The following is a 15,584-nucleotide window of genomic DNA, read 5'->3' on the forward strand; positions in this document are numbered from 1 at the left end:
CTGACACGGGGAAGCGCAGCCGTGCCAACCCGGGGCGACGCACGGCGCAACACGGTCGCGACGGGTTGCCCGCGCGCGGACGGGGCCGCGAGGATGGGGGAATGGTCGATATCGAGAAGGGCTCCACGTCGGGGAGATCCTCGCGGCACGGGGATTCCTCCCGCGTCGATGACGTACGTGACGGGCGGGACGAGAGCGCCACCGAGCGCTACGACCGCAACTGGATCGAGGTGCTCCAGGAGCTGCGCGTCCTGCAGACGGGCACCCAGATCCTCACCGGTTTTCTCCTCGCCCTCGCCTTTCAGCCGGCCTTCGGCGATCTGTCGGACGGGCAGCGCGGGTTCTACCTCTTCCTCGTCGTCGCCTCGGCGCTCAGCGCGATCATCGCCCTCGCCCCCGTCGCCTTGCATCGCATCCTGTTCCGCCGCCGCGAGAAGCGACGCATCGTCGCCTACGGCCACGCGGCCCTGCTGACCGCCCTGGCGACGGTGTCGGTGCTGGTCGTCGGCGTCGTCGCGTTCATCTTCGACGTCGTCGTGAGCCACCTGGCGGCGACAGTATCGGCCGTGGCCCTCGGCGTCGTGATCGTCGCGCTGTGGGTCCTCCTACCGCTGGTGTGGCGCCTGCGCCCCGAGGGAAAGGACGAGCGATGACGGATGCCGCCCCCACCACGGTCGCCACCACCACCGTCGGCGTGGCCGTCGCCCAGTTCGCACCCAGCGCCGCTCCCGCCGTGAACCTGGAGGTGATCGCGGACCTCGTCGAACGGGCGGTCGCGCGCGGCGCTGATCTTGTGCTCCTGCCCGAATACTCGAGCTACTTCGTCGACCCCTTCGATGCCTCTCTCGCGACCCACGCCGAGGATCTCGACGGCCCCTTCGTGACGGCGCTGACCGCCCTCGCCGCCCGCCACCGCGTCTGCATCGTCGCGGGGTTCCTGGAGCGCGCCGCCGATGAACGGCGCGTGCGCAACACCGTCGTGGCGGTGTCGGGCGACGAGGGCCTGCTGGCGACGTACCGCAAACTCCACCTCTACGACGCCTTCGGGCAGCGCGAGTCGGACTGGATCGAACCGGGCGAGATCGCGACGCCCGAGACCTTCGTGTGGCACGGACTGCGCTTTGCGCTGCAAACCTGCTACGACCTGCGGTTTCCCGAGGTCACCCGCACACTCGCCGACGCCGGCGCGGATGTCGTGCTGGTGCCGGCGGAGTGGGTGCGCGGCCCCCTGAAGGAGCACCACTGGCGCACCCTCCTGCAGGCGCGAGCGATCGAGAACACCCTCTACGTCGCGGCCGCCGACCATCCGCCGCCGCTCGGGATCGGGCACAGCGGCGTGATCGATCCGCAGGGCGTCGAGATGGCGTGCGTGGGTACGGGCACGGACGTCGCGGTCGCGTTCCTCGAACGCGCAGCGATCGAACGGGTGCGCCGTGTGAACCCCGCGCTCGCGCTGCGCCGATTCCGCGTCGCGCCCGCCTGACCCCGTTCGCGGAGCGAGGCGCCTGCGCCGACGCTCAGGGGGCCATGCAGGCCAGACGCGAGGCGGCCTGCTCGATCACGTCGACGCGCTTGCAGGCGGCGAAACGCACCAGCGTGGCATAGTCTGCGCGGTGCTCGGGGGTGACGAACGCGGTCACGGGGATCCCCACGACCCCTGCGCGCCGGGGCAGCTCGCGGCAGAACTCATCGGCGTCGGTCGCGCCGAGCGGACCGGCGTCGGCGACGGTGAAGTAGGACCCACGCGGCACGGACACATCGAACCCCGCGGCGCGAAGGCCGGCGCCGAGCATGTCGCGGCCGTGCTCGAGATCGCGCGCGATGTGCGCGAAGAACTCATCGGGCAGTCGCAGCCCGACGGCGATCGCAGGCTGGAAGGGCGAGCCGTTGACATACGTGAGGTACTGCTTGACGGTCATGACGGCGGTCACGAGCTCTTCCGGGCCGCTCAGCCAGCCGATCTTCCACCCCGTCGTGCGGAACGTCTTGCCCGCCGATGAGATCGTCAGCGTGCGCTCCGCCGCTCCGGGAATCGTCGCGATCGGAACGTGCGGCTCACCGAAGGTGAGGTGCTCGTAGACCTCGTCGGTGACGATCACGGCATCGTGACGATCGGCAAGGGCCACGATGCGCTCGCGCACCTCCGAGCTGAAGACCGCACCGGTGGGGTTGTGCGGATCGTTCACGAGGATGATTCGCGTGCGATCGCTCACGACGGCCTCGAGCGCGTCGAGATCGGGCTGGAAATCGGGCCAGCGCAGGGGGACCGTCACTAATCGCGCCCCGGCGAGGGCGACACACGCGGCGTACGAGTCGTAGAAGGGCTCGAAGACGACGACCTCGTCCTCCGGCGAGTCGATGAGGGCGAGCAGTGTCGAGGCGAGCGCTTCGGTGGCACCGGCGGTGACGAGCACCTCCCGCTCGGGGTCGAGGGTCACGCAGTAGAAGCGCTCCTGGTGCTCGGCGATCGCCTGCAGGAGATCCGGGATGCCGCGGCCCGGCGGATACTGGTTCGCTCCGCCCGCGATGGCCGAGCGCGCAGCCTCGAGCACCTCGGCGGGCCCGTCCTCGTCGGGAAAGCCCTGCCCGAGATTGAGGGCGCCGGTGCTCGTGGCGAGGCCGCTCATCTCGGCGAAGATCGTCGTCGCGACCGACCCGTCGGGCCGGAGAAGTCCCGCGCCCGCCGCCGTCCGACGCCAGGCGCCTGTGATCTCACTCATGTGTGGCACCTTCCGCCCGCTTCGGAGGCCGGGCCGCTCAAGGCTAGGGCAACGTCATCGCATAGCCGAAATGGGGTGTCGTCATAAGCAACACACAGGATCCGGGAGGATGGTGAAAGGGCTTTGGACGAAGGAGCACCGATGAGTGACACGCAGGGCGTCCGCCCCGACCACGACGGCGAGCAGCCGCAGGGCACCGCCGCCCCCCACCCGCATCCGCAGACGGAGATCCCGGCGCAGGCTGCGCCGGTGCCGCCGCGGCCGCCGATGCCCGCGTATCCCGCGGGCTACCACCCGGGCGCCGGCGCCCCCTCACACGGGGCCTCGTTCGGTCCGGCGGCATCCCCTTACGGAGCGCACGCCACCCAGCCCACGCTTCCGCTGGGCGGCGCGTCCGCCGGTGGCCCGACCTTCGGCTCGAGCACCGCCACGGCCGAACGACCCGCCAAGAAGAAGTCGGCCGCGGGCAAGGTGACCGGTCTGATCGTCGCGGCCGCCCTGGTCGGCGGCGCGGCCGGCCTCGGTACGGCGTACGCCGGCACCCAGCTGTGGGGCCAGCCCGCGACCACCGTCGTGGCCGGCGGTGGCACGGTCACCGTGAACAATCCGGAGAGCGTGACGGCCACCACCGCGATCGCCGCCAAGGTCCTGCCGAGCGTCGTGACCATCGAGGTCTCGGCCGGAGGCTCGGGAGGCAGCGGCTCGGGTGTCGTCCTCAGCGAGGACGGCTACGTCGTCACCAACACCCATGTCGTCACGCTCGATGGCGGAACGGGCACCTCCGAGATCCGGGTGACGACCTCAGACGGTCGCATCTACGACGCCGAGATCGTCGGCACGGATCCCACGTACGACCTCGCGGTCATCCGGCTCGTCGATGCCGAGGGGCTCACGCCGATCGAGTTCGCGGACTCGTCCGAGCTCAACGTGGGCGATCAGAGCGTAGCGATCGGAGCGCCCCTCGGGCTTGCGAACACCGTCACGACGGGCATCATCAGCGCCCTGAACCGCAGCATCGAGATCGCCTCGTCGGCGGCTCCGGAGTCCGGCGGCGACGATGAGGGGGATGGTGAGGAGGACCAGGAGCAGGACCAGGGTCCGTTCCAGTTCGACATCCCCGGTCAGGAGCAGCAGTCCATGGCGAGCGAGACGATCAAGATCGCCGTCATCCAGACGGACGCCGCGATCAACCCCGGCAACTCGGGCGGCGCGCTCGTCGACGGCGAGGGGCGTCTGATCGGCATCAACGTCGCGATCGCGACGGCCGGCTCGTCGAGCGAGTCGGGGTCGATCGGCGTGGGATTCTCGATCCCCTCGAATGTCGTGGAGCGCATCACCGACGAGATCATCGCCGACGGTGAAGCGACTCACGGCCTGCTGGGTGCCACCGTTCTCGCCGCGAGTGCGGTGGAGGGAGCGACGATCTCGGGCGCGTACATCGACTCGGTCACGCCCGGCGGCGCGGCCGAGGACGGTGGACTCGCCGCGGACGACATCGTGACCGCGTTCAACGGGGTTCCGATCACCGACTCGGTCGATCTCACGGCGCAGGTGCGTGCGGCCGCCGCGGGCAGCGAGGCGACCGTGACCTACGTGCGTGACGGCGAGACCCTCGAGACCACGGTCACCCTGGGGTCGCTGCAGTAGGCCCGCGACGAACGTCGGATGCCCCCGGGACCTCCAGCCCGGGGGCATCCGCATGTCTGACGCAGGGTGTGCCACCGCTAGGCTCGTGCGGGGAGGCATGATCGTGGCGTCGTTCTCGTTCGGCGCGGGCAACGCGGCTCAGCTGCTGCGGATCCCCGCCTACGTCCTCGGCGCTCTGGCCGTGCGGGTGATTCCGCGCTCGCGCGACCAGTGGGTGTTCGGCTGCGGTGCAGGGGTGACCGACGGAGCGCTCGCGCTCTGGAGGCAGGTCACGGCCGACGGCCGCCCGGCCCTCTGGCTGACGGGATCGCCGCGCGACGACGCCGATGCGCGCGCACTCGGCATCGCCTTCGCGCGCAAGAGCTCCCTTCGCGGGTTCTGGCGCACCGCGCGCGCGCGGGTCGTCGTCGTCACGCACGGCTTCGGCGACGCCAACAGGTACGCCGTTGCGGGTGCCTTCACCGTGCAGCTGTGGCACGGCATCCCCCTCAAGCGCATCGGTCTGGACTCTCCCGAGACGCTGCGCAGCAGCATCCTGCCGCGCTCGCGCGTCGTGCGCGCGCTGCTTCGGCTGATGTACACGAGGGCGACGCGGCGCATCGATCTGCTGCCGGCGGCGTCGCACCTGGTCCGGGGGCGGCTCGAGTCGGCCTTCGGCCTGCCCGACGAGCGTGTGCCCGTGACGGGCGAGCCCCGCACCGACGTCCTCACGGCGGGCGGGGTGGAGCCGAGCGCAGATCGTGCGCGCGCGAGGATCGTGGATGCTGTCGGGCCGCTGCCCACGCCCGGGTCGCGCGTCGTGCTCTACGCGCCGACGTGGCGCGACGGAGATCCGGACCCCGCGGTGCCGACGGGGCAGGAGTGGGATGCGCTTCTCGCGGTGCTCGACGCGTGCGACGCGGTGCTGCTCGTGCGCTCGCACCCGCTGGGTGCGGGGGACTACACCCCGCCGCGCGATTCTGCGCGCGTGCGTGCCTTCGGCAGCGACCTGGTCCGAGATGCGACACCGGCCCTGCCCGGCCTGGATGCGCTGATCACGGACTACTCCTCGATGGCGTTCGACGCGGCGCTCGTCGCGCTTCCCGTGCTGTACTTCGCGCCCGATGCGGAGGTGTACGCGCGGCGTCGCGGGTTCTACGGGCGGTACGAGGATGTGGCGGGGCCGGACCTCGCGCGCACATGGGCCGAGGCGACGGTGCAGCTGGCGACGCTTCTGAGGGATCCCGCCGAACACGAGCGGCGATCCGCGCTGTCGCGCGCTCTGAGCCTGCGCGTGCACGCCTTCCGCGACGGTGGCAGCACGCGGCGGGTGTACCGTGCGATTGTGGAACGGGCGGGTCTGCCCGCAGCCACGATGGGTGCCGGGCGTGCGGACGCGGGCGCGGAGGGGACCACGGCATGACGACGGCTCAGCTGAGGTGCGCGGATGCGCCCGAGCTCACCATCACGGGAGAGGGCGAGCGCCCCGAGGCTCTGTGGCTCGAAGGCCCCCGCGCGCGTGTGGATGCGACCCTGACGGGACGCGGTCGCACGTGGCGGGCACGCGTACCCCTCACCGCGGCGAGGTGGGGCGGCGCGCGGCTGCCGCTGCCCTCCGGAGCGTACGAGGTGCGTGTGCGATGGGCCGGTCGGGATGCCGAGGCGGTGGTTTCGGACTCCGTGCCGCTCACCGTGGGCACGGCGTTGCGGGCGCAGCTCGACGGCGAGGCGGGCCGACTGGCCGTGGGCCCGCCGGTGGACCCTGTCTACGACTCCGGTGAGGGGCAGGATGCGCTCGAGCGCCGTTACGCGGCCGGAGCCGGTCCGCTCGAGAACGCGGTCTTCTTCGAGAGCTTCTACGGACGCAGCGCGAGCTGCAATCCGCTCGCGATCGACCGTGAACTCGCGCGCGTCGCGCCTGAGGTGACGCGCTACTGGAGTGTGGTCGACCTGTCGGTGGAGGTGCCGCCGGGAGCCGTACCCGTGGTGGAGGCGAGCCCGGAGTGGTGGCGTGCGCGGGGTCAGGCGCGCCTGCTGGTGGTCAACGACTGGCTGCGTCGCCGTTTCTCGCGGCGGCCGGGGCAGCGGGTGGTGCAGACATGGCACGGCACGCCGCTCAAGCGGCTGGCGCTGCACCGGCCCGGTTTCGATCCCCGTCGCATGATCGCGGTCGTGCGCGAGGGACGCCGCTGGGACGTGCTGCTGGCGGCGAACCCCTATGCGGCGAACATCCTGCGCAAGGCCTACGCGTTCCTGACACGTCCCATCTGGGTGGAGGGGTATCCGCGCAACGATGTGCTCGTCACCGGCGACGGTGCGGACATCCGACGGGCGCTGGGCATCCGAGCGGACGAACGGGTGCTGCTCTACGCCCCGACCTGGCGGGACGATCGAGCGCTGATGGTCGACTTCGTCGATCCGGCGACCCTCGCCCGCGATGCGGATGCCGTGGTGCTCGTGCGCGGTCATTCCCGCACGCTGATCCCGGGACGCGACGTCGATGGTCCTCGTGTGATCGACGTCACGGGTTATCCCGACATCTCTCGATTGCTCCTGGTCGCCGACGCGCTCATCACGGACTACTCCTCGGTGATGTTCGACTTCGCGGTCACCGGCAAGCCGATGTACTTCCTCGTGCCGGATCTCGAGCACTATAGGGGCGAGCTCCGCGGCTTCTACTTCGATCTCGTCGAGCGTGCGCCGGGGCCCGTCGTGCGCACGCAGGACGAGCTCGCGGCGGCGCTCGGCGACAGCGATCTGCCCGGGCTGTTCGGAGCCCGCTACACGGCGTGGCAGCGTGCGTTCACGGCACGCGAGGACGGCCGCGCAGCCGAGCGCGTCGTCGCGCGTCTGCTCGATCAGGGATTCATCGGCCGAGACTGATCCGCTGCCGGCCGTGCGGGCTACGGCAGGGGGGTGTTGCGCTCGCTCAGGCGCGAGGTGTCGACGGTGTCGCGCGCCCCGCTCGCGAGCCCGCGCACGAATCCGGCTCCCCACGCGAGATGCATCGTCGGCAGCACGGCGAGCGTCCAGACCTTGTCTCGCCACCCGCGGCCTCCGCCGCGACCGGCCGCGACACCCGCAACGAGTGCCGTGTACGCGGCGACGGGCAGGTAGAGGACGGATGCTGCCATCGAGGCCGCACCCGTCACGATCCGGGTCGCCTGCAGCACGGCGAGCACGGCTGCCGTGCCCGCCGAGAGGACGAGGGCCGGCGGCGCGAAGAAGCGGAGCGAATTGCGTCGTCCGTAGCGGCGGACGAGTTCGCCGCGCCACGTGCCGGTGGCGAAGAACTGACGGGCCAGCCGCGGCCAGCTCTCGCGGGGCCAGTAGGTGACGGAGAGGCCGGGATCGAACCACACGCGGTATCCGGCGCTGCGGATGCGGAGGTTGAGCTCCCAGTCCTCGCCGCGGCGGATCGATTCGTCGAAGAGACCGACCTCGTCGAGGACGGCGCGGCGCATGACCCCGAGGTAGGCCGATTCGGCCTCGCCCTCGCGGGTGCCGCCGTGGTACGCGCCGCCGCCGAGGCCGATGGGGGAGTTGTAGGCGCGGGCGACGGCGCGCTGGAAGGGTGAGCGGCCGTCGGCGCGCATGACGCCCCCGACGTTGGCGGCGCGCGTGCGCGCGAGCGTCGCGAGGGCGAGTCGCGTGTAATCGGGGGCCAGCTCCGAATGCGCGTCGACGCGCACGATCGTCGGCAGCGTGCTCGCACGGATCGCGGCGTTCAGACCCACCGGGATGTCGGCGGCCGGGTTGTGCACGAGGAGGATGCGGTCATCCGCGGCGGCGAGGCGTTCGGCCAGTGCGGTCGTTCCATCGCTCGAAGGGCCCAGCGCGAGTACGAGCTCGGTCGGTCCGTCGACGACCTGTTCGAGGACGGTGCGCACCGCGCGCTCGAGGTAGGCACGCTCGTTGAGCACGGGCATGATGAACGACACGCCCGAGCCGGCCGCCACGGTGGGGGCGTCCCGGCGTGCGATCGCGCGTCGTCCGGGATCATCCACCTGCACCCGTCGATCATGTCACGGGCGCGCGATGTGAGCCTGGGTAGGCTTGCCGGGTGGGAATCGTGTCGGATGCGCGCAAGGCGAGGGCGCTGCTGGTGAAGGCGCTCGCCACCCGCGCGTCCGTGCGCAGCGTCCGCAAGACTCTGGCGGCGCTGCCTCCGCATGCGCCCGAGCACTATCGCGTCGCGGTGTACTTCGCGGACGGCGATGTGAACATGTACCAGATGCGCCAGTGGTACAAGCCGCTGGCCGAGTTGGCCCGCATCTGGCCGGTGGTCGTGCTCGCCCGTTCCGCCACCGGCGCGCGTGCCCTCCTCGCAGACGGCGCACTTCCGGTGGCTTTCGTGCCCACGGTGCGTGATCTCGAGCGCTACGTGCACACGCAGGACATCCGCGTGGTGCTCTACGTCAACCAGAACACCCGCAACTTCCAGATGTTCCGCTACGGCCGACGGTGGCACGTGTTCATCAACCACGGCGAGTCCGACAAGATGTACATGACGACCAACCAGTACAAGGCGTACGACGTGGCGTTCATCGCGGGCGCGGCGGCCCGCGAGCGCCTCGACCGCGTGCTGTGGGATTACGACCTCGACAAGCGGGCGATCGAGATCGGCAGGCCCCAGGCCGATCACTACTCGGGTGCGCTCCCGTACACGCCCGACGAGCGCACCGTCGTGCTCTACGCCCCGACATGGGAGGGCGACCGCCCCTCGGCGCACTACGGCTCCATCCTCACCCACGGCGAGGCGCTCGTCGATGCGCTGCTGGCGACCGGACGTCATCGCGTGATCTACCGACCGCATCCCCGCAGCGGGATCATCGATCCCGCGTACGGTGCCGCGAATCAACGCATCATCGCGGCGCTCGGCCGGGCCAATGCGGCGGACACCACGGCCGAGCACGTCTTCGACGACGGGCCCGACCTCGGCTGGCAGCTGGCCGCCGCGGACGTCGCCGTCGTCGACATCTCGGCGATGGTCTACGACCGGCTGGCGGCGGGCAAGCCGCTGATGATCACGCGCCCGGCCGATCCCGAGGCCCTCGTCGACACGAACGGCTACCTCTCGGCGTGCGAGTGGCTGGACGCCGCGGACGCGGGCGGGATCGTCGCCGAGGTCGAGCGGGTGCGCGGCGACGCCGCGGCGATCGAACGGCTGGGTACGTGGGTGCAGCACTACTTCGGTGAGACGGCGCCGGGGGCCGCGACGGCGAAGTTCCACGCCGCGATCCAGGGCCTCATGGACGACTGGGAGCGATGGCACGCCCGCACACTCACCCGGGCCGATCGATGATGCGTCCGATGGCGGAACGCGGGATGGATGTCCACGTCGGTCGGTTGCGTGCCTCGTAGATGACCTCGTAGACGGCCTTGTCGAGCTCCAAGGCGTTCAGGAGGTCCGCCACGTCCGCAAGGTCCACGTCGGCCGCCCCCGCGTAGCCGCGCAGGAACGCGGCACGCGCCGCGGCGACCCAGTCGGTCACCGCATCGACGGAGTGATCCGGCCGGTCAAGACGTATCGACCCGCCGACGTAGTCGAACGAGCGCAGCATCCCGGCCACGTCCCGCAGCGCGAGGTCGGGACGCGTGCGCTCGGCCATCGGTCGCAGCGGCTCGCCCTCGAAATCCAGCAGCACCCAGCCGTGCCCGGGGACGAGGATGACCTGTCCCAGGTGGTAGTCGCCGTGCACGCGCTGGAGGGCGGGCCAGGGATGCTGCAGTGCACGGTCGTAGACGGCCTCGATCTCGGCACGTCGGGCGGCGATGCCGGGGACTTCCGAGACGGCCGTCACGAGCCGCCTGTCCCAGACGGCACGAACGGCCGCCCGGTCCTGCTCCGAGGCCTCGTGTGGCGGGAACAGGCCGGCCAGCAGCAGGTGGACCTCGGCGGTCGCGACACCGAGCTGCTCCGCGCGCTCGGTGAAGTCCTCGCCGGACGACGCGGCGCGCAGGGTGCCCCGCCACGCATCCTCCACGCCGGGCAGGAACTCCTGCGCGAACGCGAGAGAACCCGCCTGCTCGCCTCGGCCCATCGGATCCGGCCAGGACCCCTCGATCGACCCGATCGCGGGGGGCACATGCTCGGAGCCGGCCGCGGCGAGCGCGGTCTGCAGCTCGATGTCGGGGTTGCGTCCGCCGTGCAGCTGACGGAACACCTTGCAGATGATCGGTGCCGCCGCGCCCTCTTCTGCCGGGCGGTACACGATCGAGGTGTTGGACTGCTCACCCGCGAGCACCGCGGAGCGCATCGCGGTGAGCGGCGCGCCCGCGCCCGAGGGGAGGCCCTGGGCGCGGGCTCCGCTTCCGACCGCCTCGGTCCCGGTGGTGATGAGGGCGAGAAGCGCGTTCGCGTACGCGGGATCGTGCGGCCCGTCGATCAGGGTCGTGCCCGGTTCCGGATCGCCGATGACGTGCGCGGCATCGGCCTCGACGTCAGCGGTCGCCCGCGCCACGACCGGCACCTGGTACAGCACGACGGGCAGCGCGGACTCATCGACGACGAGGTAGGTGCGCACCACGACGCCGGGGGAGGGCGAGGGCAGGTCCCACGAGCCGATGATCGCGAGATGCGGAGCACGGCCCTTGCCGGCATACCATCGCTGCCGCGGCATCCACGCCGCCAGGCACGAAATCGTGCTGTCCATAGGGCGAGCGTATTCTCGACCCCCGGCAGTGTCGAGATGCGCCGGACGGGTTGACTTCACGGCGCAGATGCGCTCATGACCGCGCACAGGACGGCGTATGCCACCTCGCGGCCGGTGACGTCGGAGTGGTCTCCGATGTACCGATCGGCGCGGAGCGAGGTCACCCGTCCCGCGGCGAGAGCATAGGTTGCGCCCACGTCGCCGAGGTCCGCGGTCGTGGCGCCGGGCGTCTTCAGCGCGCCGTTGCGACCGATTCCGCCGTAGGGATCCGCGGCGTCGCCGAGCCCGACCCCGATCTGGCGCGCCAGCCGGGAGGCGACCGGGTAGGCGAGCCCGACGGCCTTGTCGTTGACGGTGTGGGTGATGATCACGGGACCGCGGACCTTCTCGGGCACACCGGCGAACGCGCCGTCCGCGCCCGTGTCGTCGTAGGCGCGCGCCATGCCGAAGTGGCTGTATGCGGCCTGCAGCAGAGACAGCGATGCCACCGGAGCCGTGCTCGCGAGAGCAGCCGCGGTGACGGCACGACCGCCGAAGGAGTGCCCCACCAGGTGAATGCGGGCGGCGGGCGCCTCCTCGTGGAGGTGACCGAGCAGGGGAGCGAATCCCCGTGCGCCGACGACGCCGGCCCGCTCCTTCATCGTGTAATAGGTCGTGACGTTCACCAGGCCGCGTCCCGCGCGCAGGATGCTGTCGAACAGTCCCGCGCCCCCGCCGGGGCCGCCCGAATCGAGGGGCGACAGCCCCGCGGGATCGATCACGGCGGCTCCGCCCACCGCTGCCGGTGCGGCCTGTTCCTCCTCCAGCGCGCGTGCCGCGTCGAGGACGTCGGCGGCATCGGCCGTGCGCAGGGCTTCGAACCCGGCCGCGTCCTCGCCCTCCGAGGAATCCGGAAGCGTCGCACGCAGGACATCCACAAAGCGCTTCTGCGCATCGCCCGACGTCTCGAGCTGCGGCACGAGCGCGATCAGCTCGGCCGCGGCATCCTCGTCGTCGACGCGGGCCCGGATGTCGGCGATCAGCGCTTCCTCCTCACCTCCCACTCCGGCGCCCGCGCCGTCGGATTCGGCCGGAGCCCACAGGATCGATGGCCACAGCATCCCGACGACGACGAATCGGCGCGTGGCGGCGCCGTCGACCTGGGGGCGTACGGCGACCAGGGAGTCGATGAATCGCTCGTACAGGGCGCGCGCTTGACCGTGGGTGTTGTTCCAGCCGTGCGAGATCACGATCAGGTCGGTCGGGTGTGTGTGGGCGAGCAGCTCGTCCAGGCGTTCGCGGTCGGCGCCGTCGATTTCGCGGCCCTTCTTGTCGAACGCGACCTCGGCGTAGGGAAGCTTCATGGTGTGCTCGCTCTCAGACGGATTGGATGGCCCGCATCGCATCGACGAGGCCGCGGCCCTGGAACGCGCGTTCGCGACCGAGGTCGCTCGCCGTGTCCATCAGGATGCGCTTGAGTTCGTCGGGTTTGCCGATGAACTCCCTGTGCACCGAGAGGAAGCCGGCGGCCACTCCTGATACATGCGGGGCCGACATCGACGTGCCGGAATCCTCGACGTATGCCGCGTCGGCCACGTGGGCGCGGGCCTTCTCCAACAGGTAGCCGGCGCCCGCGCTGACCACGCGCTCGCCGGGGGCGACAAGATCGGGCTTGAGCCTGCCGTCTCCCGTGGGACCCTTCGAGGAGAAGTACGACACCCCGGACGAGTACGGATTGACCGAGGTCGAGCCGACGGTGATCCCGCGCGCGGCGTTGCCGGGATCGTTGATCGTCATGCCGAACCCGAGCCGCATCTCTCTCCCCGCGGTGTCGCGGGCCGCGCCGTACCCCGTATTGCCGGCCGCGACGACGACGCACACGCCCGAGGCGACGAGTCGATCCACCTCTCGGCACACCGGCGAGAGCCCGGTGGCGAACCAGGACGGATCGAACGGGTAGCCGAGCGAGAGGTTGACGCCGTGGACGTTGAGCTCGCGGCCGCCGTTGTTCAGATCCTGGATGTGTTCGAGCGCGGCGAGCAACGCCGCGACGTCGCCCGTGCGATCGTCGCGCAGGACCTTGCACGAGAGGATCTTCGTGCGCGGTGCCATGCCGCTGATCCGATCCAGCGAGACGCGTTCGACGCCGGCCCCTCCGCCCGCCGTGCGGTACCAGGTCGCCGCGACGATCGGTCTCTTCGCGGTCGCGGTACGGCCTCCCGCGATGATCCCCGTGACGTGGGTGCCGTGTCCGTTGACATCCGTGAGGGCATCGGCGTCGCTCGAACCGGGGACGAAGCTGCGGTGGGCGAGGTTGCCGGGCAGGTCGAAGGTGTCATGGGCGGCGAAGTGCGGATGCTTCGCATCGACCCCGGTGTCGAGCACGGCCCAGACGATGCCCTCGCCGGTGGCGTCGAACGCGCGGATCGCCGCCTCGGCTTTGGTGGTCATCACGGTGCGGTGGACGGCTGCGCGCACCTCGAAGTTGGGCCAGATGCGGTGGATGAAGCGGCGCGGCGCACTGCGCTGATCGTGCCGCGACGAACCGCTCCGTGCGGCGCCGCGGGAGTCGACCTCGGCCAGGCGGCGGATCTCGTCGGCGGTGAGGGCCGACATCAGGTAGGCGCGGGTGTTCCACACGGGGGCGCGGGGGGCGATCATCGTGAGCATCGTCGTCAGCTGCGCGAGAGCGTGGGCCGGCTCCAGGCCGCTGTCGGTGCGCAGTTCGACGATGATGCCGATCGCCGCGTCGGGGGGAGCGGAGGCCATCCGCTCGCTGAGGGGGCGCGTGATGACCGAATCGGTGACGAGGGATGCTGTGCGCGGCATTCCGGGCAGCTCGAACGCGGGTCCGCCCGGGCGCCGCGGCGCGGGCTCGCGTCGATCGACCTGACCCGGATCTTCACCCTGCGGCCCCGGTTGCAGGGGATCCGGCAGCAGGTCGTCGTCGGGCTCGAGCCCGGGGAACTCGCGCGGCAGGTCGGGTGGTTCCTGAGAACGCGCCATCGCCCACCCCCTGCCCGCACCGCCGGGATCCGAGGGCACAGTACCGCGCGCTCGTCGCGCACGCCAGGGGTGCGCGTGTCAGCTGGGGCGGGCGGCGTCGGTGTCGTCGTGCGCGCCGGTGTCGTCGGTCGCGCCGGTGGTGAGTTCCGGGCGTTGGCGTGTGGGTCGCACGCGGCGGGTCGCCTGGGCGACGGAGCCGCCGATGCGGTTGCCCGCAGCGCCCACGGTACGTCCGGAGGTGCCGAGGAGTCCTGCAACGGCGCCGCCTGCCCGTCGCACGCCTGTCACGGCGGAGCGTTCGAGCCGCTGCGCGCCGGGTCGGGGTTCGAGATCGCCGGGTAGCGCGGCCGGGGGCACGCCGAACGCGCGCCGGGAGCCGGTGAGGACGCGGCGGCCGAGGATGTGGTTTCCCGCGCCGCCGATGACGGCGCCCACACCGAAGGGCAGCGCCTTGCCCACCCAGGACGCGCCGCCGCGCACCGCGAACTGGTGGATGAAGCTCGTCTTCAGGCGGTCGACGAGAGGGCCGACGGCGGCGCGGGGGAGTGTCTTCGTGACGAGTTCGCCCCAGTACGCGGGACGCGTCACGCCCTTGCCTGCCGCTTGTCCCGCGAGCTGCGACACGAGGTCGACGCCCTCTTTGCCGAGCATGAGGGTCAGGACGAGCGCGCGGGCGCGGTCGGGGTCGTCGACGGCGATGCCGTGGACCTCGGCGACCGACTGCGCGAAGAGGGTCGTGGATTCCAGGAATCCCACCGTTTCGACGCCGGAGAGGGCGAGAGTGACGCCGGTTCCGATGCCGGGCACGACGGCGGTCGCTCCGACGGCGGCTCCGCCGGTGGTGACGGCGGCGAGGTACCGGCGCTCCAGCATCCGCACGATCTCGGTGGTCGTGGCATCGGGATGCCGGAGGCGGATGCTGCGGATATGTGCGACGACGACGGGTCGCTGTATCGCGAGGACGCGATCGAGTGCGCGGATCACCCGCGGGTGCTCCTCGGAGCCCACGGGCGGCAACCCGCCCTCCCACGGTGTGTCGGAGGGAAGTGTGTGGATCCTGTGTACCTTCTCGGCCATCGGGCAGATCCTAATCCTGCTGTCTGGGAGATGGGCTCGGGCGCTGTCGTCCGCCGTGTCGCTCAGGCGGCCGTGGTGATCGACACGCTTGAGGCGGCGTCCGAATTGTGCTCGGTTTCAGAAGGGTGCGTCCTCAAGGTCGGGCACGAATCCGATGGTGACGGGTGGTGGTGTGTCGGTGTAGTGGAGTCCGCCGGGGGATATCCACTCGATCACCCCGCCCGGGTGATGTTTCACCCGCCACGGCGTCTCACCCTTGAGGGTGTGGTGTCGTCGGCAGAGGGCGCAGAGGTTTCGATGATCGGTTGCTCCGCCGAGGGCGAAGTCTTGGCCGTGGTCGATGTCGCACCGGTGGGTGGGCATGCGGCATCCGGGGAATCTGCAGTGCGGATCCCGCACCCTCAAGTGCCGGGTGAGGTCTGCGGATCGTGTGTACCTGTCGACGGCAAGGACCCCGCCGGTGATCGGATCGGCCAACACCCGTTCCCATCCCGGAACGGATTTCGCGAGGATCCTCGCG

At 71.1% G+C, this 15,584-nt stretch carries 13 protein-coding genes; 6 read left to right on the forward strand and 7 right to left on the reverse strand.

Annotated elements, in window-relative coordinates; translation table 11 throughout:
- The first annotated feature begins 101 nt into the window (after window positions 1-101).
- Window positions 102-653 (forward strand): DUF6328 family protein, encoded by a 552-nt coding sequence (locus DI573_RS03260; protein ID WP_292810594.1) that lies wholly within the window; start codon window positions 102-104, stop codon window positions 651-653.
- Window positions 650-1,483 carry a carbon-nitrogen hydrolase family protein gene (locus DI573_RS03265; protein ID WP_292810596.1) on the forward strand — a complete coding sequence of 278 codons (834 nt, stop codon included), beginning with the start codon at window positions 650-652 and terminating at the stop codon, window positions 1,481-1,483. Before DI573_RS03260 ends, DI573_RS03265 begins: the two co-directional genes overlap by 4 nt.
- Before the next feature lie 34 nt (window positions 1,484-1,517).
- On the opposite strand, the gene DI573_RS03270 is transcribed toward DI573_RS03265, so the two are convergent.
- Window positions 1,518-2,720, reverse strand: a complete 1,203-nt coding sequence (locus DI573_RS03270; RefSeq protein ID WP_292810598.1) for an aminotransferase class I/II-fold pyridoxal phosphate-dependent enzyme — start codon at window positions 2,718-2,720, stop codon at window positions 1,518-1,520.
- Window positions 2,721-2,861: 141 nt separating this feature from the next.
- Here DI573_RS03270 and DI573_RS03275 point away from each other — a divergent pair, with 141 nt between their 5' ends.
- The 3 genes from DI573_RS03275 to DI573_RS03285 all read left to right on the forward strand — a co-directional run bounded on the left by DI573_RS03275 (window position 2,862) and on the right by DI573_RS03285 (window position 7,229).
- The gene (locus tag DI573_RS03275) at window positions 2,862-4,367 is read left to right on the forward strand and encodes a trypsin-like peptidase domain-containing protein (RefSeq protein WP_292810602.1); all 1,506 of its coding nucleotides are present in this window, start codon (window positions 2,862-2,864) and stop codon (window positions 4,365-4,367) included.
- Between the two features lie 97 nt (window positions 4,368-4,464).
- Entirely contained in the window at window positions 4,465-5,769 is a 1,305-nt protein-coding gene (locus DI573_RS03280; protein ID WP_292810604.1) for a CDP-glycerol glycerophosphotransferase family protein, read from the forward strand.
- Complete coding sequence (locus DI573_RS03285; protein ID WP_292810606.1) at window positions 5,766-7,229, forward strand: CDP-glycerol glycerophosphotransferase family protein; 1,464 nt, start codon at window positions 5,766-5,768, stop codon at window positions 7,227-7,229. The genes DI573_RS03280 and DI573_RS03285 overlap by 4 nt, the downstream gene beginning before the upstream one ends.
- Window positions 7,230-7,249: 20 nt before the next feature.
- Here DI573_RS03285 and DI573_RS03290 read toward each other — a convergent pair whose 3' ends face one another.
- Window positions 7,250-8,275 carry a glycosyltransferase gene (locus DI573_RS03290; RefSeq protein WP_292810622.1) on the reverse strand — a complete coding sequence of 342 codons (1,026 nt, stop codon included), beginning with the start codon at window positions 8,273-8,275 and terminating at the stop codon, window positions 7,250-7,252.
- 134 nt (window positions 8,276-8,409) lie between these two features.
- Between DI573_RS03290 and DI573_RS03295 the strand changes: the two genes are divergently transcribed.
- The gene (locus DI573_RS03295) at window positions 8,410-9,651 is read left to right on the forward strand and encodes a CDP-glycerol glycerophosphotransferase family protein (RefSeq protein ID WP_292810609.1); all 1,242 of its coding nucleotides are present in this window, start codon (window positions 8,410-8,412) and stop codon (window positions 9,649-9,651) included.
- On the opposite strand, the gene DI573_RS03300 is transcribed toward DI573_RS03295, so the two are convergent.
- From DI573_RS03300 to DI573_RS03320, 5 genes are all read right to left on the reverse strand, one after another.
- Window positions 9,632-11,002, reverse strand: a complete 1,371-nt coding sequence (locus tag DI573_RS03300; RefSeq protein ID WP_292810611.1) for a phosphotransferase — start codon at window positions 11,000-11,002, stop codon at window positions 9,632-9,634. The genes DI573_RS03295 and DI573_RS03300 overlap by 20 nt on opposite strands.
- Before the next feature lie 56 nt (window positions 11,003-11,058).
- Window positions 11,059-12,345: a hypothetical protein gene (locus DI573_RS03305; protein WP_292810613.1), complete on the reverse strand. Its 1,287-nt coding sequence runs from the start codon at window positions 12,343-12,345 to the stop codon at window positions 11,059-11,061.
- 13 nt (window positions 12,346-12,358) lie between these two features.
- Complete coding sequence (locus DI573_RS03310; RefSeq protein ID WP_292810616.1) at window positions 12,359-13,987, reverse strand: S8 family peptidase; 1,629 nt, start codon at window positions 13,985-13,987, stop codon at window positions 12,359-12,361.
- Between the two features lie 78 nt (window positions 13,988-14,065).
- Window positions 14,066-15,064, reverse strand: a complete 999-nt coding sequence (locus DI573_RS03315; RefSeq protein ID WP_292810618.1) for a hypothetical protein — start codon at window positions 15,062-15,064, stop codon at window positions 14,066-14,068.
- Window positions 15,065-15,181: 117 nt separating this feature from the next.
- Window positions 15,182-15,584: HNH endonuclease signature motif containing protein (locus tag DI573_RS03320; protein WP_292810620.1), on the reverse strand; the 403-nt coding region annotated here is incomplete at its 5' end.

The sequence above is a fragment of the Microbacterium sp. genome (assembly GCF_003248605.1).
GTDB lineage: Bacteria > Actinomycetota > Actinomycetes > Actinomycetales > Microbacteriaceae > Microbacterium.

Bases quoted from the DNA above. Each gene is read 5' to 3' on its own strand.
- DI573_RS03305 (WP_292810613.1), bottom strand. From the start codon at position 12,345: ATGAAGCTTCCCTACGCCGAGGTCGCGTTCGACAAGAAGGGCCGCGAA.
- DI573_RS03280 (WP_292810604.1), top strand. From the start codon at position 4,465: ATGATCGTGGCGTCGTTCTCGTTCGGCGCGGGCAACGCGGCTCAGCTG.
- DI573_RS03275 (WP_292810602.1), top strand. From the start codon at position 2,862: ATGAGTGACACGCAGGGCGTCCGCCCCGACCACGACGGCGAGCAGCCG.
- DI573_RS03315 (WP_292810618.1), bottom strand. From the start codon at position 15,064: ATGGCCGAGAAGGTACACAGGATCCACACACTTCCCTCCGACACACCG.
- DI573_RS03265 (WP_292810596.1), top strand. From the start codon at position 650: ATGACGGATGCCGCCCCCACCACGGTCGCCACCACCACCGTCGGCGTG.
- DI573_RS03310 (WP_292810616.1), bottom strand. From the start codon at position 13,987: ATGGCGCGTTCTCAGGAACCACCCGACCTGCCGCGCGAGTTCCCCGGG.
- DI573_RS03285 (WP_292810606.1), top strand. From the start codon at position 5,766: ATGACGACGGCTCAGCTGAGGTGCGCGGATGCGCCCGAGCTCACCATC.
- DI573_RS03290 (WP_292810622.1), bottom strand. From the start codon at position 8,275: ATGCCCGTGCTCAACGAGCGTGCCTACCTCGAGCGCGCGGTGCGCACC.
- DI573_RS03300 (WP_292810611.1), bottom strand. From the start codon at position 11,002: ATGGACAGCACGATTTCGTGCCTGGCGGCGTGGATGCCGCGGCAGCGA.
- DI573_RS03260 (WP_292810594.1), top strand. From the start codon at position 102: ATGGTCGATATCGAGAAGGGCTCCACGTCGGGGAGATCCTCGCGGCAC.
- DI573_RS03270 (WP_292810598.1), bottom strand. From the start codon at position 2,720: ATGAGTGAGATCACAGGCGCCTGGCGTCGGACGGCGGCGGGCGCGGGA.